Below are 26,444 nucleotides of genomic sequence, written 5' to 3'. Positions count from 1 at the left end.
AAATTAATCCTCCTTTTTCTCGATTGGGGCAAATTGAGCCAATAGGCGCTTTGGTCCTTCTGATTTAAATATAATATCTAATTCAACTGAGCCATTTTTCTCATTAACGTTACTTACCATGCCTTCACCCCATGATTTGTGCGTAACTTTATCTCCTATTTTCCAATCAGAAGCAGAGACTTGTTTTTTAGAAGACGTTGTACGTTTACTAAATCCACGCTTAGGTTGTTTGGATGATGTTTTTGGGGTAATCGTTTGACGCTGTTGCTTAGATGGTGTCTCTAATAGCTCTTCCGGGATTTCACGTAAAAATCTTGAAGGCATATTAGATTGTGAGCGTCCATATAACATTCTAGACGTCGCGTGCGTAATATATAGAACTTCTTCAGCTCTTGTTATTGCTACATAACAAATCCGACGTTCTTCTTCCATTTCGTGGTCATCATCACTCTTAATTGCACGAATATGTGGAAATAGCGATTCTTCCATTCCCATAAGGAATACAATTGGAAATTCTAAACCTTTCGCTGAGTGCATTGTCATAAGGGTTACGCCACTCTCAATTTGAGCTTCATCGATGTCTGCTACTAGTGATAAATCCGTTAAAAAGTTAATCAAGGATTGTTCTTCTAATGGTGTATTCTCTTCATAATCTTTAGGCACTGACATAAATTCATCTATATTTTCAAGTCTACTACGTGATTCCAGTGTTTGTTCGCGTTCAAGCATATCTCTATACCCAGATTTATCTAATATTTCAACAACAATTTCACTTACCTCTAAAAATTCCTGTTCTTTAATTAAGCTTTGAATTAGTTCATAAAATTTAATGCACTCTTGAGTTACTTTTTTTGAAAGACCAATAAAATCTACTTCTGCCAATGCGTCAAACATACTTATATTGCTATCATTCGCATAGCGTTGAATTTTCTCAACTGATGAAGGTCCTATACCTCGTTTTGGAACATTGATTATGCGTTGTAAACTAATTTCATCATTACTATTAGCTACTACTCTCAAATAACTTAATAAGTCTTTAATTTCTTTTCTGTCATAGAATTTTTGGCCTCCAACCATCGTATAAGGAAGATTAGATTTCATAAATGTTTCTTCTAAAACACGTGATTGTGCATTGGTTCTATAAAGTATTGCCATATCACTATAATCTTTTCCAGCTTTACGGTGTTTCATTATTTCTCTAACCACATACTCAGCTTCATCACGCTCAGTCATTGCTTCATAATATTTAATTTTTTCGCCACCTGTATTTGCAGTCCACAGGCCTTTAGGCTTTCTTTCTGAGTTATGTTTAATGACTTCATTTGCAGCAGTCAGGATGGTCTTTGTAGAACGATAATTTTGTTCTAAAAATATCGTTTTAGCATCAGGGTAATCTTCTTCAAAAGATAGGATATTTTGAATATCTGCACCCCTCCAACCATAAATTGACTGATCTGAGTCACCAACCACACAAAGATTTTTAAATTTACTAGCTAACAACTTTACTAATGTATATTGTGCTTTATTTGTATCTTGATATTCGTCTACGTGAATATATTGGAATTTGTTTTGATAATATTCAAGTGCATCTGGAATGCGTTCGAACAACTGAATTGTTTTCATAATTAAATCGTCAAAATCAAGTGCTTCATTTCGAGTCAATTGACGTTGGTATCCACTATAAACAGTAGCTACCATTTGCGAATGGAAGTCATTAGCCTCATTAATTGCATCTTCTGGTGTTTTAAGTTCATTTTTTAAGTTACTAATCGCCCCAATAAACATTCTTGGTTCAAAGCGTTTACTGTCAATATTTTCATTTTTTAGAACGTCTTTTATGACGGATTTTTGGTCAGTAGGATCAATAATAGTAAAATTATGTTCAATGCCTATTCTATCAGCATCACGTCTTAATATTCTTACGCACATAGAGTGGAATGTAGACATCCAAATCACTTGTGCTTCTTCCCCTACTAATTGTTCAACACGTTCTTTCATTTCTTTAGCTGCTTTATTTGTAAAAGTAATTGCTAATATATTGTAAGGAGAAACGTCTTTTTCATCTAATAAATAGGCGATACGATGTGTTAATACTCTCGTTTTACCTGAACCAGCGCCGGCCATAATTAGTAATGGACCTTCTGTAGTTCTTACCGCTTCACTTTGCTCTTTATTCATATTATTAACTAATGAATTCATTTATTAGACTCCTTTTTTATTTTTACTGTTTTAATAGCCTTTTTAATATCGTCATAAATAATATTACCTACTATAATAGTGTCAGCATATTGTGCCATCTCTCTGGCTTGTTCTATAGATGTAATGCCACCGCCATAAAACAATTGTGTATTCGTTAATAATCTGGATGCGGCTTCCACTTTTTCAATATCGCCATACTGACCACTATATTCTATGTACATCAACGGTAGTTTGTACATCTCATTAACCATTTGCGCATATGCCTCTACATCTTCAATATCTATATTAGTATTTGATTGCGTTAATTGTGCTACTTTACTATCAGGATTTAAAACTAAATACCCTTCTAATACGACTTCATCAAAATTAACCATGAATCCGAATTGCTTTAGAGCTTTATGCATCATCCCATTATGATATGTAGTATCCTTACTATTTAGAACTGTTGGTACAAAATAAAAATCGAAACCAGGAATAATACTCTCAATATTAGATATTTCAAGGACTAATGGTAATGGATATCTTCTTACTCTACTCATCAAATGAATGACATTATCTTCGGTAACATTATCTGTGCCACCAATCATGATAGCATCAGTATCTGACATACATAGTGAATCTAAATCATTATCACTTATTTCTTTGGCGGGATCTAATTTAAACACATGTTGCCACGCTTTAATGTCATACATATTCCTTTAACTCCTTTTTTTAACATACACTAAATTATATCATTTTTGGTGTACCAATTCTAAACAGAATCATTAGAATCTATACTGTCTTTTAAAGAACGAAAGACCTAATATCTTATAAGTTTATTTGTTAAAAATTAAGTAAATTAAAAGTTGTTTACTTACTATTAGCCTGTATAAATTCAATATAAAACAGAATGCTCCCATCAAAATATCCAAATTATTGTCAATTTTGAAGGGAGCATTTCAATTTATAAATATATGTTAAACGTATTATTATTTTTTTGTTTCTATATTTAATCGTTCTAATATCATTGTATATGCGTCATTACCCCATTGTAATGATCGTTTTACTCTAGATATTGTTGCTGTAGAAGCACCAGATTCTTTTTCGATTGTTGCGTAAGTATACCCTTGTTTAATCATCTTAGCAACTTGTAATCTTTGAGATAATGATTGTAATTCATTGACAGTGCATAAATCATCAAAGAATTGATAACATTCTTCTCTATTTTCAAGTGTAAGAATTGCATCAAAAAGTTCATCTAACGCTTGTCCTCGTAATTTCTCTATTTGCATCTCAAACAACCCCTATAATCCGTTTTCAATATAATCTCATTTTAACGCATTAAATAGTTAAAGTGTAGTATTTTTATTGAAAACCGTTAACTTATTACTCTAAACCTGCACGTTTAAAGATTGTATCAACTTGATTTAAATGATGTTCAGGGTTGAAGCATTCATCTAATTCTTCTTTAGAAAGCACATTAGTGATAGACTCATCCTTTTCTATTAATTGACGGAATGGTGTTTTAGTTTCCCAAGATTCCATTGCTTTAGGCTGCACTCTATCATATGCTTCTTCACGAACCATGCCTTTATTAATTAACGCTAGTAATACACGTTGTGAGAAGATTAGTCCAAATGTTTTATCGATATTATTTCTCATGTTGTCTTCAAAAACAGTTAGTCTATCAACAATATTAGTGAATCTATTTAAAGCATAATCTAAAGCAATTGTAACATCTGGTAACATTATACGTTCAGCTGAAGAGTGAGAAATATCACGTTCGTGCCATAAAGGCACATTTTCATAAGCCGTTGTAATGTAACCTCGAATCACTCTTGAAATACCTGTTATATTTTCTGAACCAATAGGATTTCTTTTATGAGGCATAGCTGATGACCCTTTTTGACCTTTTGCAAACGCTTCTTCAACTTCACGTGTTTCTGTTTTTTGTAAATTGCGTATCTCTACCGCAAATTTTTCAAGAGATGTAGCTACCAGTGCTAGTGTAGCGATATAGTATGCATGACGGTCACGTTGTAATGTTTGAGTAGAAACGGGTGCAGTATCAATACCTAAATGGTCACATACATATTGTTCTATTTCAGGAGGAATGTTAGCAAATGTACCAACTGCACCACTCATTTTACCAACTTCTATTTCTTTACGTACCTCTTTGAAACGCTTTAGATTACGTTTCATTTCTGTATACCATAATGCCATTTTAACACCAAATGTAGTCGGTTCAGCATGTACACCATGTGTACGTCCCATCATCAATGTGTATTTATAATTTTTAGCTTTCTCTTCTAAAACTTTTATGAAACGTTCAATATCTTTCTCAATAATTTCGTTGGCCTGCTTTATAACATAACTTAGCGCTGTATCAACAACATCTGTAGAAGTTAAGCCATAGTGAACCCATTTACGTTCGTCACCTAACGTTTCCGATACTTGTCTAGTAAATGCCACAACATCGTGTCTTGTTTCTTGTTCTATTTCTTGCGCACGTTTCACATCTACTTTAGCATTCTGTCTAATTTTTTTTACATCTTCTTTAGGAATGTGGCCTAATTCACTCCAAGCTTCACAGGCCAAGATTTCAACCTCTAACCAAGCTTCATATCTATTTTGATCAGTCCAAATATTTGCCATTTCTTCTCTTGAATAACGATCAATCATTTCTAAACTCCTATTCTATGTATAAATTTATATTTTAAAACTGTACATTAAACGTAAAATATTAGGAAAGGTTCGTTTTTACAACTTCATTTTTATTTTAACAGATAATTAATCAAATGTATAAATCTTTTTTTTTACAAACTTAGTATAATGGATTTTATCTAAATAATACACTTATCTAACAATAATCCGATAATAAAAAGAGTAAAAAGAAGTTGTACTTTAGCTTCTTTTCACTCTTAATAAAATTAATTTGAGTTGTAATTCACATTATTAAATCAAAGCTTTTTACCAACAAATTGAATATCCTGTCTTAATACTACTACATTACCTTTTTCATCTTCTGTATATATAGGTTTTTCAATTCGTTTAACTGGCATATAGCCTTCTTCACGCATACGTGATAAACATTTTGAGATAGTTTCATTTTCATTTACTTTGAACTTCATCGTCATGCTCCACAACACTTTCTATTTCTTTTACTTCGTATGCTTTTACTTTTCGAGTTCGAACGCCTTTAGTCCAGAAACCGCCGTGAATTGCTCTTGGCTCATACGCTATAATAAACGCTTTCTCATCTAAATTTCGTACTGTCTCCATTAATTTACGTTCATAACGTCTTGGCGTTAAAATCTGCATTACCATTCGACTACCATCGCGACCATGTGCTGCATAGTGTGTAACACCATAACCTAAATTTCTTAACTCATTTGGTAAATCAATTTCATACTCTGATGAGGTTACATTTACGACAGTATACCCTAATGCGAGTCTTTCTTCAATTTTCATACCTACTAAAATCCCAATCGAAAAACCAAACGCATAAGCAAAGATATTTTGAATTTGGTCTAAACTAGACATTACCATACCAAGACCAACTACATATACTAACACTTCAAGGAAACTTACTGCAGCCGCCATATAACGATAACCTTTTAACGTTAATATTGTACGCATTGTTAAAAATGTAACATAAAAAACGTTGATGACGAATATCGCTAATACCATTGACCATGGATTTGAAGTTATCACTGACATACTAATCCCCTTTTCTTACTTGGATATCTAAAATCCAGATAATTTTATCAGTGAATTTTTATTTTGTCACTAGAAAAACTTTTTTAATTTTTAGGCCAAGTGTAACGCGTATAGGCTAATTCACGTTTATGTGCATTTTTGACATAGTGATTTTCAATCGTATCACGGGCTTCACTAGATATGTGTTTTCCTTCTAAATAGTCATCAATTTGATTATAAGTAACACCCAAAGCTTCTTCATCAGGTAATTGTGGTTTATCATCCTCTAAATCTGCTGTGGGAACTTTTTCGTATAAATGCTTTGGTGCATTTAAATATTTAAGTAGCTGTCTTCCTTGTCTTTTATTTAGACCAAAGATAGGTGCGATATCAGCAGCACCATCACCGTACTTAGTATAAAATCCTGTAATATTCTCTGCAGAATGATCCGTACCAATAACAATACCACTACGATTTGATGCGATTGAAAATTGAACCTTCATACGTTCACGTGCTTTTTCGTTACCACGTTGAAAATCCGTTAATTCAATACCAGCCTCGTTTAAAGATTTAACACTTTGATCAACAGCAGGTTTAATATTGACAGTAATGATTTCATCGGGATGAATAAAGTTTAAAGCGTCTTCAACTTCTTCTGCATCTTTCTGTACACCATATGGTAATTTCACAGCGATAAATTGACAATCTCGCCCTTCATTACGTAATTCTTCAACTGCTAGCTGCGCTAATTTACCAGTCAGAGTAGAATCTTGACCACCAGAAATACCTAACACTAAAGATTTAATAAATGAATGTGATTGCACATAGCTTTTAATAAATTGAATAATTTCACGTGACTCTTGTTCACTATCAATATGTTTCTTCACTTTCATTTCATTGACTACAATATCTTGTATATTAGTCATTGTCTTCCTCCATCTCTTTTACGTGTTCTGCAACTTCGAAAATACGCTTATGTTTGTTGTCCCAACAAGCTGTACTTAAATCCACAGGGTATTCTTGAGGATTTAAATAACGTTTATTTTCATCCCATAATTTAGATAATGCATTTTTAGAGTATTCTTGTGCCTCTTTTTCACTCGGTAATTGGTAAACAAGTTTCCCATTTTCAAAGATTGAATGATGCAAATCAATCGCTTCAAAGTGTTTGATATGTTTCATTTTATACGTGTGAACTGGATGGAACATTTTTAAAGGTTTTTCATTATTTGGATTCTCATATTCTAGAGTAATATAGTCACCTTCTGCTTTACCTGTTTTAGTATTGATGATGCGATACACTTTCTTCTTACCAGGTGTTGTCACTTTTTCTGCATTGTTGGACAGTTTAATTCTATCAACATATCGACCGTTATCATCTTCAACTGCTACTAGTTTATATACTGCACCAAGTGCTGGTTGGTCATAACCAGTAATTAATTTTGTACCTACACCCCATGAGTCAACTTTAGCTCCTTGAGATTTCAAACTCATTATCGTTTGTTCATCTAAGTCATTAGATGCAATGATTTTAGCATCTTTGAATCCCGCTTCATCTAGCATTCTGCGTGCTTCTTTAGATAAATAAGCAATATCTCCAGAATCTAAACGGATACCAATGAAATTGATTTTATCCCCTAGTTCTTTCGCTACTTTAATAGCTGTAGGAACACCTGATTTAAGCGTGTGGAACGTATCAACTAAGAACACACAATTTTTATGGCGTTCTGCATAAATTTTAAAAGCTTTATATTCATCACCATATGTTTGAACTAAAGCGTGTGCATGCGTACCAGAAACAGGTATACCAAATAATTTACCAGAACGCACATTACTAGTAGAATCAAAACCACCGATATAAGCAGCTCTAGCACCCCAGAGCGCAGCATCTAACTCTTGAGCACGGCGAGTTCCAAATTCCATTAATGTATCATCAGGTGCTACTTGACGAATTCTACTTGCTTTAGTCGAAATTAATGTATGGAAGTTGATTATATTAAGTAATACGGTTTCTATAAGTTGCGCTTGAATTAATGGTGCCTCCACTCTAAGTAAGGGTTCATTTCCAAAACACAATTCACCTTCTTGCATTGAGCGAATATTACCAGTGAACTTTAAATTTTTTAAGTAGTTTAAAAAATCATTTTTATAACCTATTGACTGTAAATATTCAATATCAGAATCACTAAAATGAAAATGTTCAATAAATTGAATTACTCTTTTTAAACCATTAAAAACTGCATATCCACTCTCAAATGGCATACTTCTAAAATACAAATCAAATACTGCATTTCGTTCATGAATACCATCATTCCAATAGCTCTCTGCCATGTTAATTTGGTATAAGTCATTATGTAACATTAAACTGTCATCTTCGTAACGATGCACCACAATCTCTCCTAACGCTGTTTTAGTACATTTTATCATAATTCAGTAGAAGTGCGTATTCACATACCATTGATACAATTAAAATTTAAATAAGTACCAATAAGACAAATTCGTGACAATCTATGTAATTGAATGAGTTAATTCAATGTCTAGATTATAATATGAACCGAGGTGGTTATATGTTATTGGAAGAAGCAAGAAGTTTTATCGAAACGATGTATCGTGAACTTAATTACAATCCATCTATTTTTGATAAAAGAATAAAAGAGATAAGAAAAGAAATTGAACATACTGGTACATATACGCATACTTCGGAAGAGTTGACGTATGGTGCTAAACTTGCTTGGCGTAATTCTAATCGCTGTATTGGGCGCTTATTTTGGGATTCTTTATATGTAGAAGATGCTAGGAATGTTGATAATGAGCGTGATTTTATAGATACAATCAATCATCATCTTAAACATGCGACGAATAATGGTAAGATCAAGCCTTATATAACGATTTTTTCACCTAGTCAAGCACCTCGTATCTATAATAATCAACTTATTAGATATGCTGGTTATGAACATGCCGGTGATCCATCTGAACGTGAAATCACACAAATAGCGGAGCATTTAGGTTGGAAAGGCAAAGGTACTGATTTCGATGTACTACCACTCATTTATCAATTACCTAATGATTCTATAAAATGGTATGAATTACCCCATGAATTAATAAAAGAAGTTGAAATAGAACATGAACATTATCCAAAATTAAAAGATTTAAATTTAAAATGGTATGGTGTTCCAATCATTTCTAATATGGATTTGAAAATTGGTGGCATTACTTATCCAACTGCCCCGTTTAATGGATGGTATATGGTAACCGAAATAGCAGTACGCAATTTCACTGACTCTTACCGCTATAATTTATTGGAAAGTATTGCAGAAGCGTTTGAATTTGGTACACTAAAAAATAATTCTTTTAATAAAGATCGAACACTCGTTGAACTTAATTATGCGGTATACCATTCATTTAAATCTCAAGGTGTTTCTATTGTTGATCACCTAACTGCATCAAAACAATTTCAATTATTTGAAGAAAAGGAATTAGCAAATAACCGTGATGTCACGGGTAAATGGTCGTGGTTAGCCCCACCACTTTCACCGACCCTAACCTCAAATTATCATCATGGTTATAATAATGAAATCAAGGATCCTAATTTTCATTATAAAATGAAACAGTCAATGAAATGTCCATTTCACTAGTGTTCGATAATACGAGGTGACGAACAAAGATGCGTTTATATTATTTAGGCCCTAAGGGAACATTTTCTTATTTAGCTGCAAAAACTTATTTATCTGAGGAAGAAGTTACATATTCACCTAAATCAAATCTCTATGAAGTAATTAAAGCCGTTAATAGTCATAGTGATGCTGTTGGTATCGTACCTATTGAGAACTCAATTGAAGGTACTATTAATATTGTAGCTGATGCACTTGCACAAGAAGATATATACGCTCATGGCGAAATCCATTTAGATATTAATTTTGGTTTATACGCTAATAAAGGTACTTCACTGGATGATATTGAAAAGGTTTATTCCATTGCACCTGCAATAAGTCAAACGAGTCAATATATCCATCGACATCATTTCTTATATGATTATGTTGATAGTACTATTCAAAGTTTAGAGAAAATTGACACACATATCGCTGCTATTGCACCATTAGGAAGCGGAGAGTCATATGGTTTCGAACCGATAGACACACATATACAAGACTATCCACATAATGTCACTCGTTTTTTGGTAGTAAAAAGTAATGAGCACTATAATGAATCTGCTTCTAGTACGCTATTACTAATAACACCTAAACATGATAAAGCTGGATTATTAGCTAGTATACTTAACACATTTGCATTATTTGACATTAACTTGTCATGGATTGAGTCTAGACCTCTTAAGACGCAGTTAGGTATGTACAGATTTTTTGTTCAAACCGATATTGGGAAAAATGAAAAACTCTATAAGGTTATCACAATATTACAGACTTTAAATTTTGAAGTTAAAATTATAGGTGCATTTAATCGCCATTAGATAAGCATCGTAAGGCATTATGACGAAATTATAAAAAATTGTTGTCTTGTCCTTATTTAACACTGATTTATCGAAATTAAATAGCCAGTAAATGCGTCTTCAAAACGTATTTACTGGCTATTTATTGTTGGGTTGTGTTCGAAAACATTATCTCTACTCAGTCTACATTAATTTTTTTAATCGTAACATCTTCACCCTGGTTTAGGGTTAAATCTTCTATATCTTCTAAATGTATGGTTTGTGATGCTTTATCAAAAGTATTACCGGCGATAAACAATTGCTGATGTTTTATATTATTATAGCTTCTAATGTGAATGGCATCTTTTTTCATTTCTCCAATAAAGTGATTACCAATCACACTGAAATTCTCACCAGCTTGAGATTCCATGACTTTGCCAGTAACAGGGTCAGCAGCATTTTTTCCATCTTTTACCCCTAAAAATCGAATACCACCGTTACAATTTTTGAATTTATTGCGTGAAATAATCATATTTTTAGCTTTTAGGGGTGTTAATGCATAGTCTTGAGTTCCCTCAAAACAATTATCTTTTATATGCACATTTTCGTAGAACTTGTTATACCTGCTTGCATGTGAGCCAATTGCTCTATTCCATGGACGCATTTGATGGTCATCTGAATTCCCAAAATAACAATTCTCAATGACTACATTTTTAGTGATGGTTCCGTCTGTCGTCCCAAATTTAGGAAACGCACCAGGTACTTGAATATCTAATTGAATTGCTTCAGAAAATGAACGATCCCCATCAAAATCATTAAAACCTTTAAAATTACAATTCTTGATATACAAACCATTAATACCACAAGCGTCTAGAGCATGTCCGCCAACTACGTTTAATACTGTTACACCTATTAATTGAATATCTTCTGCATGTCCAATTGACATCGCAGTATTATTGTATGGATATTTAGAGCCATTCATATCAAACGTCCCACCTTTAATATAAATATGACTATTACCTTGATACCCTTTATAAAAACCGAAACGATGACCATTTTTTAAAAGTGCATCCGTACCACATCTTAGTAATGTCGTATCATCTTCTAGTAATAAAGTTGTTGAGTCATAAATGATGAGTGCTTTCGAAATATAATATGTACCGCTAGGTATAAGTACAGTGTGTTCACCATATCTTGCTTTATTCAGTGCTCGTTGTATTGCTTTAGTGTCTTTGCGTTTATTACATCCTTTTAATCCATAATCTTGAGCATTTATTAACATAACGTATCCCCTATCTAAACTTTCAAACCTATTATATTGCTATATACCATTTTAGAATGGGATTAGCTATAATATATATAATGATTAATGAGGTAATAATTTAATCGTTTCTATTATAATTATACAATTTTTAAATACCTCAAACATTTAATAGAGAGGAAGATTGATCATGACTAGAAAAGCACTAATAGTAGTAGATTATTCTTATGACTTCATTGCAGATGATGGTCGATTAACATGTGGTAAACCTGGGCAAGATATTGAATCTTTTATACTGAAGCGTTTAGAGACATATCAGTCTGAAGGCCATGACATTTTCTTTATGATGGATTTACATTATGAGAACGATATGTTCCATCCTGAGACACAATTATTCCCCCCTCATAATATTGAGGGCACAGCAGGACGTGAATTATATGGTAAGATTAAGGCCTTTTATAATAACTTTAGTGGAAACAGTAATATTCATTACTTAAATAAGCGCCGTTATGATTCATTCTATGGTACACCTCTAGATAGTCTATTGAGAGAGAGAAATATAAAGGATATTGAAATAGTAGGTGTTTGTACTGATATTTGTATTCTACACACTGCTGTTTCAGCCTATAACTTAGGGTATAACATTACAATTCCTAAAGATGGTGTTGCTTCATTCAATGAGAGTGGTCATAAATGGGCATTAGGACATTTTGTAAACTCATTAGGCGCAGAGGTAGATGTAGCTAAATAAAACATGATAAAATAAGATGAAAAATTAATTGATAAGGGTGGATAATAACAATGGCAAAAACTTATATTTTTGGACATCAAAATCCAGACACAGATGCAATAGCTTCAGCTATCATCATGGCTGATTTTGAACAATTAACTGGTAACTCTGAAGCAACGCCATATCGTTTAGGAGATATTAATCCTGAAACTAAATTTGCTTTAGATCATTTTGAAGTTAAAGCACCAGAATTATTAAGTGATAATTTAGATGGTCAAGAAGTAATCTTAGTCGATCACAATGAGTTCCAACAAAGTGCAGAAACAATTTCTGACGCAGAGATTAAACACGTTGTGGATCATCATAGAATCGCTAATTTCGAAACTGCTTCACCGCTTTGGTACCGCGCAGAACCAGTTGGTTGTACTGCTACTATTCTTTACAAAATGTACAAAGAACGTGGCTTTAAAATTAAACCGCATATCGCAGGTTTGATGATTTCAGCAATTATTTCTGATAGCTTATTATTCAAATCTCCTACTTGTACTGATGAAGATGTAAATGCTGCTAAAGATTTAAAAGATTTAGCAAATGTTGATTTAGATGAGTATGGTTTAGAAATGTTAAAAGCTGGTGCATCAACTACTGATAAATCTGCAGAGGAATTATTAGACATGGATGCTAAATCATTTAATATGGGCGACTATGTTACACGCATTGCCCAAGTAAATACTGTCGACATTGATGAAGTATTAAATCGTAAAGATGATCTTGAAAAAGCAATGTTAGAAACAAGTGCTAATGAAAAGTATGATTTATTTGTATTAGTAGTTACTGACATTATTAATAGTGATTCTAAAATCTTAGTAGTAGGTGCAGAAAAAGATAAAGTCGGCGAGGCATTTAAAGTTCAATTAGATGATGGCATGGCATTCTTATCAGGCGTTGTGTCACGTAAAAAACAAGTGGTACCTCAAATCACAGAAACTTTAACTAAATAAAACATATTAGCAATTTAGTTATCGCCTTTATATACGCAGTTGAATGAATCTTTTCATTCAACTGTTTTTTATTGAAAAATATTTAGGGTATAGATATGATGAATTACATCATTTATTTTAATTTAATTCTTTAATATAGATTTTACTATTTAGGAGGTATCACACATTGCCAAGCATTGAGCAACAATTTGAAGAAAGTAAAGCTTTTTTCAAAACACATAAAACGAAAGATTTAAAATTTCGAAAACATCAATTAAAACTTCTAAGTAAAAGTATTAAAAATCATGAAAATGATTTACTAGATGCTCTAAAGACTGATTTAGGAAAAAGTCCTGTTGAAGCATATGCCACAGAAATTGGTATCACACTAAAAAGTATTAAAACTGCAAGAAAAGAACTTAAAAATTGGTCTAAAACAAAACAAGTTGATACACCTCTATTTATGTTTCCTGCAAAAAGTTATATCAAACAAGAACCATATGGCACAGTATTAATCATTGGTCCGTTTAATTATCCCGTACAGTTACTATTTGAACCTCTAATTGGGGCTATTGCAGCTGGAAATACTGCTATTATAAAACCATCTGAATTAACACCTCACGTTGCCACGGTCATTCGTCAAATTATTGAAGACGTATTTACTACGGATTATATAGATGTTATCGAGGGGGGTATAGAAGAAACAAAAACATTAATTAATCTGCCATTTGACTACATATTCTTTACAGGTAGTGACAAGGTTGGTCAAATCGTGTATGAATCAGCAAGCAAAAATTTAGTTCCTGTTACCCTTGAATTAGGCGGAAAATCTCCAGTTATTGTAGATGATACCGCTAATATTAAAGTTGCTAGTGATCGTATTAGTTTCGGTAAATTTACTAATGCAGGACAAACATGTGTGGCTCCGGATTATATATTAGTTAACAAGAAGGTCAAAAATGAATTGATTGAAGCACTTAAACAAAGTATTCAAGAATTTTACGGTACTAACATAGATGAAAGTCCAGATTTTGGTCGCATAGTTAATGATAAACACTTTAATCGCTTAAATGAATTACTTAATGTGCATCAAAACCATGTTATTTTCGGTGGTAATGCAAATGCTACAACACGCTATATAGAACCAACTATTTTAGATGGTATTACGTCTAGTTCTAAAATCATGCAAGAAGAAATCTTTGGACCTATCTTACCTATTATTACTTATGATGATTTTAATGAGGCAGTAGATATTATTCAGAGTAAAGCTAAACCGTTAAGTTTATATTTATTTAGTGAAGATGAGAATACTACACACCGTGTATTAAACGAATTATCTTTCGGTGGCGGGGCAATTAATGATACTTTAATGCATCTTGCTAATCCTAATTTACCATTTGGTGGTGTCGGAATGTCTGGCATGGGACAATATCATGGTAAATATACTTTCCAAACCTTTAGCCATAGCAAATCATACATCTTTAAGTCTACGCGATTAGATTCAAGTGTTATGTATCCGCCCTATAAAGGTAAATTTAAATATATTAGAACATTTTTTAAAAACTTATAAAAATTTGCAAAAAGCCACGACATTTTACACTGCCGTGGCTTTGTATTTTTACTTAAATAAAACTAACATGTACACCTTCAGGTGCAATTTGCTGATTATCTGTTGGCGTTAATTTACCAGTATTTGTGTCTCTTTTAAAAACTGTAATTTCATAATTACCCTCTTGATGGGCACAAACTAGATAGTCATCTGATTCAGTAATATTAAAATCTCTTGGGAATTGGTCCCCACTTTTAACGATTTCTACAGGGTTTAGTCCCGCGCCATTCTCTGTAATCGTGAATACCGCAATACTGTCATGACCACGGTTACTAATATATAAAGTTTGTTGATCATGCGATAAGCGAACAGCCGCTAATTTAGTGTCATCATTAAAATCTTCAGGAACAGTTAAATGACGTTCTAGTTCTTCAAATTGACCATCTTTATATTTAGCTACGCTAACATAATTAGATAATTCATGAACAATGTAGGCATATTCACCATTATTGTGAAATGCAATATGTCTTGGACCATCTTGATCTTTAAATTTAGAAACTTTGTATTCTTTAAGACCTTCATTACTGAATTCATAAGTTACAACTCTGTCTGTACCTAAATCAGTAGCTACAACATATTTGCAATCGGGTGTTTCATTTATATAGTGGACATGTGAATGCTCTTGACGCTCATGACTTCCAAGTGGATAGTCGTGATTTAATTCTTGAATTAACTTAATAATCTCACCTGTATCTTTATTCAATTGATATATTCTAGCGATACCAGCGCCGTATACTGCTTCAAATAAAAAATTGTGGTCTGATGATATCGATATATAGCAACCTGTACCCTCTTCAGATTCTAAGCATTTATTAATTAATGTTAACGAACCAGAAGCTTCTTTTTTAAAAGCAGCTACCCCGCAGTGTGCGCCTTCTTTAGTGATTGCGTATAAATAATCATCTGTTTGAGCAAGATAAGTAGATGCTTCAATCTCATAACCAGTATTAACAGAACTAATTTGTCCACTATTTTCATTTAATTCGAATAAGTAAATACCTTTACCTTCTTTTTTTGTGTATGAACCGATATAACCCTTCGTCGTCATCAGAATACCTCCTATTGTCTAATTACCTTTATTTTATTAAAAGATTGGTGTCTATGACAATTATTCTTAATCATTGTTTGAATTTATTGAAATAAAAAACCAGTAACTCCAAAACTGAAGTCACTGGTTAAATTAATATTATTACGCGTTATTACTTTCGATATCTGAAACGATTTCTTTAGTTTTTCTTTCGATATCTTCAAAGTCTTTCTTGAAGATGTAAGCAAATGCTACAACACCTACACCAACTACTACTGATGTAATAACTACTAAGCTTAATAAGAATTTGAATAAACCTTTAATTAAATCCCACATGTATGTTTCACCTCTAAATAGATATAAGTATGTTTACAATTTTATATATTATCATACTTACTGTTATGGTTAAATAGATACCTTTTTTCGTCTTATAATAATAACTATAAAATAAATTTCAAAATTCAAAAACTTCATAAATTTTCAATTGTAAATTAGTTTAATACAACCACCAAGCTTTTACTTTGTTATATACTTTTAAATATGCGTCCTTAAACATAGTACCCCTCCTTGTTTTTTAAATTTTTCTTGCTATCATGTTCAGTATAATAATAATTATATTAGTTTTCAATTAGTGCTATTTTACAATATTTAGAATTTTCAGGAGGCCTTCTCATGCAACAAGTGAAATCAGATATAATGACGTTTAAAGGATCACATTATGATTTAGGGGTCAAAACAGCGCTATGGCTAAAACAAACGCCCTTATTGCAAAATCGTGAACGTGAATGGAAAAAACGTATGCCCCGATTTGATATAGATGTTAACGAAACGTATCAAATATTTCAAACATACGCTCCAGAAATATGGGAAGAGTTAATGGGTATGCAAGAAGTACTGAACTTACCTACAAAACAAATGATATTAAATTTTGCACATTACCGCTTCACGGATTTAAAAGAGAGTGGATGTACTGTATTTCAAGGTAAGGATTTTATGGTGCGCAATTATGATTATCATCCTGCCACATACGATGGGAGATATCTATTATTCCAACCTAATGACGGTGGGCTAGCGCAAATTGGGCCTACGTCTAGAGTGACAGGTCGTATGGATGGTATGAATGAAGCTGGTTTGACGATGGGCTATAACTTTATGCATCGTAAACACCCCGCTAATGGCTTTGTATGTTATATGATTGGTCGTCTTGTTTTAGAATATTGCAAAGACGTTGATGAAGCCGTTAGATTCTTGAAAGAACTTCCTCATAGAAGCTCATTCAGTTATATTTTAATGGATAAAAAGCTTAATCACGCAATCGTTGAGGTTACACCACGTTCTTTTGATGTCAGATATGATAAAGTATGTACAAATCATTTCGAAATCTTAACGCATGAAAATCGTAATTACACAAAAGAATCACGTGAACGTTTAGAACGTACTGTCTCACAAACCTCTCAATGCTTAGATAAACTTACAGCTTTTAAATTATTTAATGATCCAAAATTCGAAATATATAGCAAATTATTTAGAAGTTGGTCAGGTACGATACACACTTCAATGTATGAACCGCAAAACTTAACCGCTTGGATGACACTAGGTGAAAATCAAACACCCACATCAATAAATTTTCAATCCTGGTTAGATGGAAATGAGTTAACTATCCAACAATTTAGCGGTCTAATTGATACCGATTTAACATTCGCAAATCATTAAAAAAACGACGAACTTTTAAATCGTTCGTCGACTATATAAGTGATTGCCTCTTATTGTGTAGGCAATCATTTTACTTTATTGTGATATCTTCTTTTACCGTGTAAAATTCAATTACATTATTACTATTTCCTACCTTACCTTTATTAAAAGATTTATTTTCAACTTTTGCCTCTCCTGTACCTGGGTGTAATTTTAATAAAGTATTTTTAGGTTCATCTTTATAGTCCAAATGAATATAATCAAGCTTACTTGATCCTTTTACATCTGTTTCACTATTCATGTTTGTGAAATTAAGATAACCAAGTTCACTTACAAATAACGATTTTTTTATCTTTGAATTATTTACTTCGACGTTACCTACCCCTGTCTTAAATTCACTATTAATGATATCACTGTTTTTAATTTTTACTCCACCAGCATCGCTCTTGTAGGAAAGATTATCAAATTTTGAATTTTGAATTTTTAAATATTTGTTGTCTTGATAAATCGAACCTTTCTTAACGTTAATGCCATCAAGATTCACATTTCCAAATCCTGAATATACATCTAAATTATTAATACTTTTATTTGGAAGTGTAACTTCAATTTTTGATTTACTTTGATTAAAAGGATTAATATTAACGCTATAACCCCTCTTGTCAGATTTATGCTCTTTTATGTTTAATGTATCTTTTTTGCGATATACCTTAACATCATTATCACCATAATATTTAACACCACAATGTTCTCCTTGCTTAATTGTGACTTCTGAATTATAGCTGTAAATATCTAAATTATTCATTTTCACATTACTGTATGCTCTATCATATTTTAGCTTTTTAAATTCATCTTTATCATGCACAAACCAGACTAAAGTTGCTGCTAAGAAAAATCCTACAAATATTACTATGCCTGTTATCATTGCTTTCTTCATTGTTTAATTCTTCCTTTAACCGTTTGGATATACCAAGTTAAATATTTTAATACAAGTCGATATAAATTTTGTGTAATTTTCATGGTAACTACAAATAAGACGATACCTAATCCGGCATATGAAATGCTAAATAAGAAATTGCTAAACGAATCAACAATCCCTTTAATGATACTCATTGATATTATTATTAATGGAAGAGAAATTAAAAAAACAGAGAATATAAACACAATAAACAATAACGCTATAAATATTACAATAGGGATGATGATGAAGAAAAAAGAAAGCACGCCAAGACTTAATGAAGCCATTATAGCCCTAATAATATTCGGTAGGTTAGGTGTTACTTTAGCATAGGATATTGCTTCTTTGGCTTTAACTTCTTTACCTATATCATGTGGTTCTTTTAAATCCGATATAATATCTTTTTCTGATTTCCCTTTCGATTCTTGTTCATAGAAATGATTTTCATAATCATCCATGAGTTTATCTTTTTCTTCTCTTGGTAATTCATCAAGTTCTAATTCAAGTTCATTTAAAAAGGTAATCTTATCCATTATTTCACTTACTTTCTTAATTGAATTATCTCTATCTTAACGAAAAGTAGCTTATTTTGATGTACATTGTAAAAGTATCACTTTTTAACGACTAAAAAATTCAATTCGTTTAACCACATTATCTTTATATAAAATGGACAGCTTCATATGGTGCTCTTTATCAACATAAATTAACGCATCATATCCTTTACCTACTTTATCTTTACTATAATTATCACCTAAATAATTGATTGCATGATTCACTCTATCTCCAATTTTAACACCGAAGTTGGTTGTTACATCATGATCATTAATCAATACAATCCCTTTTACTGTTTGGTGTTTATTTTTTACTTTTACAGTTAAATCTTTATGGTTTTTATCGTTATAGAATTTGTATCTATCCAACTTTATGTGATGATTTATCTCATAATCATTTTCATTAAATGGTTCATTCAATTGAATATCATTTATCTTCACTTCAGTAAGATCAATTGTTTTTTCATTTTTATAGATTGTAAGACACGTAACCACTATAAAAGCTATTATTGTAAAAATACTAAAGATTATCCATCGATTTTGAATGCGCAAACGTACCACCACTTCTATTCTTATTAACTTAAATATATCATAACCACTTACTGAGAAACATCTAAACCACTACAATCATTTCTTACAGAATTGTAACGTTGCTTTAACGTTCTTATTATTGTGATAAAACTAATATATTTTAAGTTTTATAATTATTCTTTCTTAGTAAAAATTGTTATAATGATATAAATTTAACGGGGAGGTTTTATTTATGGCTAATTTAGAAACGTATTTTAATAATAGTCAGCCACTTGATGAATATATCGATAGCATGACTTTGAATAAAGATAATGTATTAACAATTTACAATGCATTCACACTACCTTCGTCTGACGATAGAATCAATCAACTTAAAGATAGTTCTTATTCTAAAGTCTTGGTTATAAGTGAAGATTGGTGTGGTGACGCTATGATGAACTTACCTATATTAAAGCGTATAAGTGAATCACTACAGCTAGAAGTACGCGTATTCCATAGAGATGAAGACACAAATCTCATTGATCAATATTTAACAAATGGTACAGCACGTTCGATTCCAATCTTTATCTTTATGAATAATCAATTTGAACAGATAAGTGTTTGGGGCCCTAGAGCTCGTGAAGCTCAAGAATTTGTTACTCAACTTAGAGCTGAAAAACTACCACCTAAAGATGCACACAATTATGAGGATAAAGAAAAAGAAGTACATCATGAAATCGTTTCTAAATATAAATCAGATACTGACTTATGGAATCAAGTTTATGACTCTATAATCAGTAAGTTAATGCTATAAAAGTATATAAAGTAAGAGGGTAATAAAACAAACTTTGTTTTACTACCCTCTTTTTGGATATCAATTTCTTGGCATCTATTATATATCCCTTTTAGCTGCATAAGCAATATTCGCAATGAATAAAATAACAATTGATGCTAAAGAAATAAACCATTGCCAATTTGAAAATTTAATACTATCCGTTTGAGATTTCTCAGTTAAGTAACTAAACGGAATATACTTTAATGATTTTTGAATTTTTTCCCCCCAGTCAGGAATCAAACCAATAAAAGGTTGAATAAATGGAACTATAAATACTAAGAATATACCTAGTGTAAAGATTACTGCCGGTTTTTGAACAATTAATGTAACTAAGAATAAGAGTAAACCAAAGAACAGTAAGAAGATAAGATAGAACCAAATGTTCGTTAAGAACTTATCTCCGTCTAAATTTTTTCCATCAGTAAATGCTTGTACTAACATTAATGTGATATATGTGATGAATGCAAAAATGAATGAAAATAAAATAATTGAAATTGTTTTAGCAATAATATATCCAATTCTATTTTTCACTTTATTCATATAAAGTTGAATCGTACCTTGTGAATAATCACGTGTAATTGTCTTAATCACTACTAACAAGCCAAAGAATAAGAACATCCAATTTGCCATAGATAAAATAGATGAATAATTTACTTGATCATTATTTCGTGCCATTAAGAACGTTATTAATCCTAAAACTAACCAGATTAAAATTAGTGCTATATATGTTAAGTAGCTTTTACAAAAACTCAATATATCATATTTAACTAATTGTAAACTTCTCATTTATTTGTCACCTCTTTGATTAATATTAAAGTACGTATCACGAAGCGAACTTTTTCTTGTTTCAATATACTTAGGATATAAATCTTTTTGTGCTAAAGATTTGAGTAATTGTTTATAATCTTTTTGTGCTTTAATCATTATTTCTCCACTATCTTTGTGTGATTGAAGCACGTTAAAATGTTCTGTTAAATAGTCTAGTGCTGTATTAAATTCACTAACTTCAAATTTAATCGATGTATGATCTTGCGCACTACCATCTTTCATATTGACATCTTGTACAAAATTTCCATCACGTAGAAAGACAGCTCTATCACAAATCAATTCAATATCTTCCAATTTATGACTTGAAATTAGAATTTTCATTTCTAAATCATTCACTAATGATTGAATAGTCTCTAATACATCAATTGAACCATCTGGATCCATACCGTTTGTCGGTTCATCAAGAATTAGATATTTGGGTTTGTTCATTAATGAAACTGCTATCGCAAGTTTTTGTTTCATACCCATTGAATACTTTTTCACTTTTTTCTTAATGTATGGTCTCATACCAAATGCGTCAATGATTTTATCTGTATATTCTTTGTCGAAACCTTTGCCTAGAACTTGAGCAAATAATTTCAAGTTATTTAATCCTGTTTTATTATCATATAATTTCGGATGTTCAATAAGATAGCCAACGTTCTCGTTATCATTTAATTGAACTTTCCCTTTAAAATTAATAATATTGCCATTCATGACTTTCATTAATGTTGTTTTACCAACACCATTTTTACCAATTAAACCTACAATTTTGCTATTTCCAAAATCAAAATTGATATTATCTAAAACATTGTTATCTCCATATGTTTTTGTAATATTTTCTAATTTCATATAGGCCCTCCTTTATTTTCACGCTGAATTATACGTCTTAATTGAATCAAATAATTTATAATCATCCAAACAATACTTAAACTTAATAAACCATAATTGTAATATATGCCAAAGATATTATAAGAAATATGATGATGAAAAACGAATGCATTAATTAGTGTAAAAACCATTGTAATAGCGAATGGAAAAACTAACATCATTATCAAGATATAAGGTGCATATGATATCCCTTCGCGTTTCTTTTCAGTATTCCTACTAAATGCAATTGGAATACTGAAAAAGTTTACAAATATAAAAGCAATCGCAGTTGAGTATCTTAAATCCCCAAAATCAATATTAGATGATTGAAAATTGTACAAAGCGATAATAAAACCACCAAAAAGTGTTAATACGATACAGGTAATGTAATTCGCATTAAGCATGTCTTTTTTAGAGACAGGTAAACTTTCGTAAAATAAATATGAACTTTTACCTCCTAATCTTCTATGTAGTCTAAACAAGTGTCCAGAGTCTAATATGCTAACCGCCATTAATGTGATTGCAATCGGTGCATAGAATAAAAAATAAAGTTCTGTTTTAGAAAATACGAAAGCATATAACGGATTTAATAGAAGTAACAAGATATAAATGGCAATCGTTATACTCCTACATTTAAAATTTCTAATAAGTAATTGCTTCATTTTATCAACCTACTTTGCTGAAAATCTTGTTGATTGTCATTACTTTTAGACTTTTCGATGTAGATCATAAGTTCTTCAATCGTAGGTTGTTTAATATTAACTTTTTTTCCGAACAATTCTTTAAAAACTTGTGCCTGTTTAGTAAAACCAACAAAACCTGTCGACTTCACTTCTTTATAAAGGAACAAGCGATTTAATTCCTCGTCTAAATCTTGATTATCACCTTGTACAATTGAGTATTGTTCTTGAAGTTGATGACGAAAACCTTGCATAATAATTTCTCCATCTTTTATATGTACAAGATAGTCAGCAATTTTCTCTAAATCCGAAATAATATGGGTTGAAATAAATAAAGTCTTATGTTCGTCGAGTAATTCACTTTGTAAAATTTCTAACACTTCATTACGAACAATAGGATCTAACCCCGCAGTTGGTTCATCTAATATAAACAATTCAGCATGGTGACTCAAAGCTAGTGCTAAAGACAATTTCATTTTCATACCTGTAGAAAAATGTTTTATTTTTTCATTGAAAGGTAAATTGAATTTTTCTAAATAATTTTTAAATGCTTGTGAGTCCCAATCGGTATAAAATGGTGAGACCATTTTTTCAAGTTTTTTTGCAGTCCATTGTTGGTTAAAATAAACTTCTGAATAAACAAAACCTATTTTATTTTTTATCCATTTCGGTTTGTTTTCTATTTGTTTACCAAATATTGATATATGACCATGATTAGGTTCTATAATATCCATTATCATACGAATTATCGTTGTTTTCCCTGCCCCATTAGCCCCAATGAATCCAGTTACAAATCCTTGAGGAATACTGAATGAAAGATTGTTTATTGAAAATGCACTACTTTGTAACGACACATCTTTTACTTCAATGACATTCATTCTTCTTCCTCCTCATAAATTAAAGCTAGTATTTCTTTTAATTCCTTGAGAGGCATATCTATTGTTTTTGCTTCTTTAATCATTAATCGAGCAAGATTTTCAATTACAAAGAATTGCTTTTCTTTTAATATGGAACTATCTTGTTCTTTAACAAATGTACCTTTTCCTCGGACAGTTGTTACGAATCCCTCTTTCTCAAGATCTTCATAAGCTCTTTTAGTTGTAATTAAACTCACCTGTAAATCCTTTGCAAGCTCACGCATCGAAGGTAAGTGGCTACCGGCTTCAACATAACCCTTTAAAATATTCTCTTTTATTTGTTGTTTGATTTGTTCATAAATGGGTTGCTCACTGGTGTTCTTCAATATAATTTTCATTGATGTCCCCCTTTAATAACTGTATATAAATAATATACACACTATATACACGTTTGTAAAGGAAACAATGAAAATACTTATATTAGTTGGTATTAAAGCTACAAACTGTATATACATTATAGATACAATTCTTTTAAAAATTAAAACTCTATATCTAACGTCAAACGCTAATATAGAGTTTAAAAATGTTATTTTCTGTTTTTCTTTCTATCATTATTACGATTAATAAAAGCACATATGATAAACATAATTGCTGCTAATAATAATTTAACCCCTTGATTCTCGTGTCCTGTAGCCTGTAAATAATATCCAATAACAAATAAGATAATTGCCAAACTAACGAAAATCTTAGTTAAATGTTTCATCATAATCAACACCTCAATACATGTATTATAACAAATTAAAATTATAAATTTGCTTACTAAATACATTTAAAATTGAAAATATTAATCCATATGTTACAATTTAATTGTATCCACGAATTACATTACACAACCCCTAACTTGTGACGGCAAGTTAGGGGCTTTTGTGTATGGTCATCTATTTATCTTTCCACTTAGATTCTAACCAAACACGGAATATAACGAGTATACCACCCGAAATTAATGTCACCATACCATCTAATAGCCACGACATTACACTACACCTCCAAATGAAAAGTGTCATATCTTATGATGACCTGACATTATTCTAACATAAAACACGAACAAATGTTCGATTTTTTAAAAACTCAACTCTCAATTCTTTGTAATCATTATAGGAACACTTTATCTTTAAGTCATTTAAAGATAATATATTATTAAACACTAAAATAAAGTGAGGTTAAATAAATGAACCCATTAGCACAAAATTTAAATAATCAACTTGTTGATCATTGTCCAGAAATATTAAGTATGCTATCAAATTTAGGTCAATCAATGTATTATCCAAAAGGCATTTTATCTCAATCTGCTGATGCTAAAAGAACTAAATATAACGCTACAATTGGAATGGCTACTAATAAAAACGGGAAAATGTATGCTGATACTTTATTTGATGTCTATAATCATTTATCTCCAGATGAAGTCTTTCCATACGCCCCACCTCAAGGATTAGAAGCTTTAAGAGATTTATGGCAAGACAAAATGCTAAAAGAAAACCCTGATTTATCCAAAGAGACAATTACTAGACCTATTGTCACTAATGCGTTAACTCATGGATTATCTTTAATAGCTGATTTATTTGTAGAGAGTGGAGATACTGTTTTAGTACCAACACATAATTGGGGTAACTACAAATTAATTTATGAAACACGTCATTCTGCAAATATTGAGACATATTCAATCTTTAACCAAGAAGGACATTACACAACAAATGATTTAGTTAATACTTTAGAAAATTTCAATCAAGACAAAGTCATTTTAATTTTAAATTATCCAAACAACCCTACCGGCTATACACCGAACAATGTTGAAGTTACAACTATAGTTTCAGCGGTTCGTTCACTAGCTGAAAAAGGAACAAAAGTGATAGCTGTAGTAGATGATGCATATTATGGTTTATTCTATGAAGATGTTTATCGTCAGTCTATTTTTACTGCACTAAATCAAATTGAATCAAGCAATATTTTACCAATTCGTTTAGATGGTGCTACTAAAGAATTCTTTGCGTGGGGGCTACGTGTTGGTTTCCTTACATTTGGATTAAATAATAATGTTGCTAAAGAAGTGCTAGAAGCGAAAGTTAAAGGTTTAATAAGAAGTAATATTTCAAGTGGACCAATGCCTTCTCAAAGTGCTATTAAATACGTTTTAGAAAATCATGATGAATTTGGTAAAGAAACCCAACAAAATATAGATACACTAAAAGAAAGATATGAAGTTACAAAAACTGTTGTTTATGACGATAAATACAAAAATCATTGGCAAGCCTATGATTTCAATTCTGGTTATTTCATGGCAGTCAAAGTCAATGGCGTAAATCCTGAAGAACTACGTACGCATTTAATTAACGAATATTCAATCGGTATTATAGCGTTAAATGACTCAGATATCCGTATTGCTTTCAGTTGCATTGAAAAAGATGACATTCCACATGTTTTTGAATCAATCGCAAAAGCAATCGATGATTTAAAGTAAGAGATTGATATAAATAAAAAAAGTAATTAGGATGACATTGAAGAAGTATTTATATTCGATTTATTCAATCTATCGAAATTAAAAATAACTCGAAAGCTGTGATCTAAATGGTAATTATTTTTTCAATATTGCTTATTATTACATTAATCTCCACTTCGTATTATTTGTATCTTTACGCTTTTACTTCGAAAGCACATGTACCCAAAAATTTATATTTGTTCATAGTATCACTCATCCTATTTATCTTATTTGGAGCATGGTTATT

The 26,444-nt window shown here is 31.3% G+C and carries 29 protein-coding genes; 8 read left to right on the top strand and 21 right to left on the bottom strand.

Going from position 1 to position 26,444, the window contains the following annotated elements:
* Window positions 1–3: 3 nt before the first annotated feature.
* The 8 genes from pcrA to BDW31_RS06995 all read right to left on the bottom strand — a co-directional run bounded on the left by pcrA (window position 4) and on the right by BDW31_RS06995 (window position 8,265).
* Window positions 4–2,199 (bottom strand): DNA helicase PcrA, encoded by a 2,196-nt coding sequence (gene pcrA / locus BDW31_RS07030; protein ID WP_110709434.1) that lies wholly within the window; start codon window positions 2,197–2,199, stop codon window positions 4–6.
* Window positions 2,196–2,891: a heptaprenylglyceryl phosphate synthase gene (pcrB, locus tag BDW31_RS07025; RefSeq protein WP_037551162.1), complete on the bottom strand. Its 696-nt coding sequence runs from the start codon at window positions 2,889–2,891 to the stop codon at window positions 2,196–2,198. The genes pcrA and pcrB overlap by 4 nt, the downstream gene beginning before the upstream one ends.
* 276 nt (window positions 2,892–3,167) lie before the next feature.
* Window positions 3,168–3,470, bottom strand: a complete 303-nt coding sequence (locus BDW31_RS07020; protein WP_011275350.1) for a YerC/YecD family TrpR-related protein — start codon at window positions 3,468–3,470, stop codon at window positions 3,168–3,170.
* 94 nt (window positions 3,471–3,564) lie between these two features.
* The gene (purB, locus tag BDW31_RS07015; protein ID WP_037551163.1) at window positions 3,565–4,860 is read right to left on the bottom strand and encodes an adenylosuccinate lyase; all 1,296 of its coding nucleotides are present in this window, start codon (window positions 4,858–4,860) and stop codon (window positions 3,565–3,567) included.
* 278 nt (window positions 4,861–5,138) lie between these two features.
* Window positions 5,139–5,309, bottom strand: a complete 171-nt coding sequence (locus tag BDW31_RS07010) for an NETI motif-containing protein (RefSeq protein WP_070631709.1) — start codon at window positions 5,307–5,309, stop codon at window positions 5,139–5,141.
* A complete protein-coding gene (locus BDW31_RS07005) occupies window positions 5,290–5,898 on the bottom strand; it encodes a DUF2179 domain-containing protein (RefSeq protein WP_037551165.1) in 609 nt (202 codons plus the stop codon). The genes BDW31_RS07010 and BDW31_RS07005 overlap by 20 nt, the downstream gene beginning before the upstream one ends.
* Window positions 5,899–5,981: 83 nt before the next feature.
* Window positions 5,982–6,803 carry an ammonia-dependent NAD(+) synthetase gene (nadE, locus tag BDW31_RS07000; protein WP_037551167.1) on the bottom strand — a complete coding sequence of 274 codons (822 nt, stop codon included), beginning with the start codon at window positions 6,801–6,803 and terminating at the stop codon, window positions 5,982–5,984.
* On the bottom strand, window positions 6,796–8,265 hold the full coding sequence (locus tag BDW31_RS06995) for a nicotinate phosphoribosyltransferase (RefSeq protein ID WP_110709432.1): 1,470 nt from the start codon (window positions 8,263–8,265) through the stop codon (window positions 6,796–6,798). The genes nadE and BDW31_RS06995 overlap by 8 nt, the downstream gene beginning before the upstream one ends.
* Window positions 8,266–8,444: 179 nt before the next feature.
* On the opposite strand from BDW31_RS06995, the gene BDW31_RS06990 reads away from it, so the two are divergent.
* On the top strand, window positions 8,445–9,512 hold the full coding sequence (locus tag BDW31_RS06990; RefSeq protein WP_110709430.1) for a nitric oxide synthase oxygenase: 1,068 nt from the start codon (window positions 8,445–8,447) through the stop codon (window positions 9,510–9,512).
* 29 nt (window positions 9,513–9,541) lie between these two features.
* Window positions 9,542–10,342, top strand: coding sequence for a prephenate dehydratase (locus BDW31_RS06985; protein ID WP_110709428.1), 801 nt, complete (start codon window positions 9,542–9,544; stop codon window positions 10,340–10,342).
* Window positions 10,343–10,499: 157 nt separating this feature from the next.
* Here the strand turns inward: BDW31_RS06985 and BDW31_RS06980 are convergent, their stop codons facing one another.
* The gene (locus BDW31_RS06980; protein ID WP_110709426.1) at window positions 10,500–11,582 is read right to left on the bottom strand and encodes a glycosyl hydrolase family 28-related protein; all 1,083 of its coding nucleotides are present in this window, start codon (window positions 11,580–11,582) and stop codon (window positions 10,500–10,502) included.
* A 169-nt stretch (window positions 11,583–11,751) separates the two neighbouring features.
* Between BDW31_RS06980 and BDW31_RS06975 the strand changes: the two genes are divergently transcribed.
* From BDW31_RS06975 to BDW31_RS06965, 3 genes are all read left to right on the top strand, one after another.
* On the top strand, window positions 11,752–12,312 hold the full coding sequence (locus BDW31_RS06975) for a cysteine hydrolase family protein (protein WP_085060351.1): 561 nt from the start codon (window positions 11,752–11,754) through the stop codon (window positions 12,310–12,312).
* A gap of 50 nt (window positions 12,313–12,362) precedes the next feature.
* Entirely contained in the window at window positions 12,363–13,292 is a 930-nt protein-coding gene (locus BDW31_RS06970; protein ID WP_085060352.1) for a manganese-dependent inorganic pyrophosphatase, read from the top strand.
* Window positions 13,293–13,458: 166 nt separating this feature from the next.
* Complete coding sequence (locus BDW31_RS06965) at window positions 13,459–14,841, top strand: aldehyde dehydrogenase (protein ID WP_110709424.1); 1,383 nt, start codon at window positions 13,459–13,461, stop codon at window positions 14,839–14,841.
* A gap of 52 nt (window positions 14,842–14,893) precedes the next feature.
* On the opposite strand, the gene pglS is transcribed toward BDW31_RS06965, so the two are convergent.
* Complete coding sequence (gene pglS, locus BDW31_RS06960; RefSeq protein ID WP_110709422.1) at window positions 14,894–15,928, bottom strand: 6-phosphogluconolactonase; 1,035 nt, start codon at window positions 15,926–15,928, stop codon at window positions 14,894–14,896.
* A 141-nt stretch (window positions 15,929–16,069) separates the two neighbouring features.
* Entirely contained in the window at window positions 16,070–16,243 is a 174-nt protein-coding gene (locus BDW31_RS06955; protein WP_011275337.1) for a hypothetical protein, read from the bottom strand.
* Window positions 16,244–16,579: 336 nt separating this feature from the next.
* On the opposite strand from BDW31_RS06955, the gene BDW31_RS06950 reads away from it, so the two are divergent.
* Window positions 16,580–17,620 (top strand): C45 family autoproteolytic acyltransferase/hydrolase, encoded by a 1,041-nt coding sequence (locus tag BDW31_RS06950; protein WP_110709420.1) that lies wholly within the window; start codon window positions 16,580–16,582, stop codon window positions 17,618–17,620.
* Window positions 17,621–17,690: 70 nt separating this feature from the next.
* Here BDW31_RS06950 and BDW31_RS06945 read toward each other — a convergent pair whose 3' ends face one another.
* The 3 genes from BDW31_RS06945 to BDW31_RS06935 all read right to left on the bottom strand — a co-directional run bounded on the left by BDW31_RS06945 (window position 17,691) and on the right by BDW31_RS06935 (window position 19,657).
* Complete coding sequence (locus tag BDW31_RS06945) at window positions 17,691–18,533, bottom strand: DUF4097 family beta strand repeat-containing protein (protein ID WP_110709418.1); 843 nt, start codon at window positions 18,531–18,533, stop codon at window positions 17,691–17,693.
* Complete coding sequence (locus tag BDW31_RS06940; RefSeq protein WP_110709416.1) at window positions 18,530–19,087, bottom strand: HAAS signaling domain-containing protein; 558 nt, start codon at window positions 19,085–19,087, stop codon at window positions 18,530–18,532. The genes BDW31_RS06945 and BDW31_RS06940 overlap by 4 nt, the downstream gene beginning before the upstream one ends.
* A gap of 84 nt (window positions 19,088–19,171) precedes the next feature.
* The gene (locus BDW31_RS06935; protein ID WP_085060357.1) at window positions 19,172–19,657 is read right to left on the bottom strand and encodes a hypothetical protein; all 486 of its coding nucleotides are present in this window, start codon (window positions 19,655–19,657) and stop codon (window positions 19,172–19,174) included.
* Between the two features lie 211 nt (window positions 19,658–19,868).
* On the opposite strand from BDW31_RS06935, the gene BDW31_RS06930 reads away from it, so the two are divergent.
* Entirely contained in the window at window positions 19,869–20,429 is a 561-nt protein-coding gene (locus tag BDW31_RS06930; RefSeq protein ID WP_110709414.1) for a thioredoxin family protein, read from the top strand.
* Between the two features lie 78 nt (window positions 20,430–20,507).
* Here BDW31_RS06930 and pmtD read toward each other — a convergent pair whose 3' ends face one another.
* From pmtD to BDW31_RS12730, 7 genes are all read right to left on the bottom strand, one after another.
* A complete protein-coding gene (pmtD, locus tag BDW31_RS06925) occupies window positions 20,508–21,236 on the bottom strand; it encodes a phenol-soluble modulin export ABC transporter permease subunit PmtD (RefSeq protein WP_037538020.1) in 729 nt (242 codons plus the stop codon).
* Window positions 21,237–22,109 carry a phenol-soluble modulin export ABC transporter ATP-binding protein PmtC gene (pmtC, locus tag BDW31_RS06920; RefSeq protein WP_011275330.1) on the bottom strand — a complete coding sequence of 291 codons (873 nt, stop codon included), beginning with the start codon at window positions 22,107–22,109 and terminating at the stop codon, window positions 21,237–21,239.
* Entirely contained in the window at window positions 22,106–22,789 is a 684-nt protein-coding gene (gene pmtB, locus BDW31_RS06915) for a phenol-soluble modulin export ABC transporter permease subunit PmtB (protein WP_037551199.1), read from the bottom strand. Before pmtB ends, pmtC begins: the two co-directional genes overlap by 4 nt.
* A complete protein-coding gene (pmtA, locus tag BDW31_RS06910) occupies window positions 22,786–23,685 on the bottom strand; it encodes a phenol-soluble modulin export ABC transporter ATP-binding protein PmtA (protein ID WP_110709412.1) in 900 nt (299 codons plus the stop codon). Before pmtA ends, pmtB begins: the two co-directional genes overlap by 4 nt.
* Window positions 23,682–24,062: a PSM export ABC transporter transcriptional regulator PmtR gene (gene pmtR, locus BDW31_RS06905; protein ID WP_011275327.1), complete on the bottom strand. Its 381-nt coding sequence runs from the start codon at window positions 24,060–24,062 to the stop codon at window positions 23,682–23,684. Before pmtR ends, pmtA begins: the two co-directional genes overlap by 4 nt.
* A gap of 188 nt (window positions 24,063–24,250) precedes the next feature.
* Window positions 24,251–24,427, bottom strand: coding sequence for an SE1626 family protein (locus tag BDW31_RS06900; protein WP_029376652.1), 177 nt, complete (start codon window positions 24,425–24,427; stop codon window positions 24,251–24,253).
* Window positions 24,428–24,602: 175 nt separating this feature from the next.
* Window positions 24,603–24,698: a Trp-rich small protein gene (locus BDW31_RS12730; RefSeq protein ID WP_011275325.1), complete on the bottom strand. Its 96-nt coding sequence runs from the start codon at window positions 24,696–24,698 to the stop codon at window positions 24,603–24,605.
* A gap of 194 nt (window positions 24,699–24,892) precedes the next feature.
* On the opposite strand from BDW31_RS12730, the gene BDW31_RS06895 reads away from it, so the two are divergent.
* Window positions 24,893–26,179 (top strand): aminotransferase class I/II-fold pyridoxal phosphate-dependent enzyme, encoded by a 1,287-nt coding sequence (locus BDW31_RS06895; protein ID WP_110709411.1) that lies wholly within the window; start codon window positions 24,893–24,895, stop codon window positions 26,177–26,179.
* The last annotated feature ends 265 nt before the right edge of the window (window positions 26,180–26,444 follow it).

The organism is Staphylococcus sp. AtHG25 (assembly GCF_003217445.1).
In the GTDB taxonomy this organism is placed as follows: Bacteria; Bacillota; Bacilli; order Staphylococcales; family Staphylococcaceae; genus Staphylococcus; species Staphylococcus haemolyticus.
The sequence above is the reverse complement of the archived record's forward strand: the minus strand, read 5'-3'. Positions and strand labels throughout refer to the sequence as shown.